Source organism: Mycobacterium sp. NGS49, assembly GCF_059812565.1.
On sequence record NZ_JCALCX010000114.1, the window covers coordinates 1 to 480 of the forward strand.

The following is a 480-nucleotide window of genomic DNA, read 5'->3' on the forward strand; positions in this document are numbered from 1 at the left end:
ATCCACCGCCGCCCGCACCGCCGGCCCACTTGCGATCTCGCCGACTGTTCCGGTGATTTGTTGGCGTAGGTGCCCGGCCAGTGCCGAGGGTGTGGGGTGATCGAAGACCACGGTGGGTGACAACGCGAGACCGGTCGCGGTTTGCAACCGGTTACGCAACTCGACGGCGGTCAGAGAATCAAAACCCTGATCCTGGAATACGCGGTCGGCCCCGATAGTGGCCGGATCAGCACCCAGGACAGTCGCCACATGCGAGGACACCAGCTCCGAGAGCAGCGAATGTTGCTGCTCATCAGAGAGTCCGGCCAGACGCTGCGCCAAGACCGAACCCGACACCGCCGCAGCCCGGTCCCCCACCACAGACCGCCGCCGGACCCCCACCAGATCAGCGAACAAGGCCGGCAACATCCCAGCAGCGGCTTGAGACCTGAGCGCAGCCAAATCCATGCGCGCGGGCGCAAGGCAGGATTGATCGAGGGC

At 65.6% G+C, this 480-nt stretch carries 1 protein-coding gene; it reads right to left on the reverse strand.

Annotated elements, in window-relative coordinates; all coding sequences use genetic code 11:
- The coding region (locus tag AC5Y7D_RS30930) for an acyl carrier protein (protein ID WP_499930002.1) at window positions 1-336 on the reverse strand (336 nt) is incomplete at its 3' end.
- Between the last annotated feature and the right edge of the window lie 144 nt (window positions 337-480).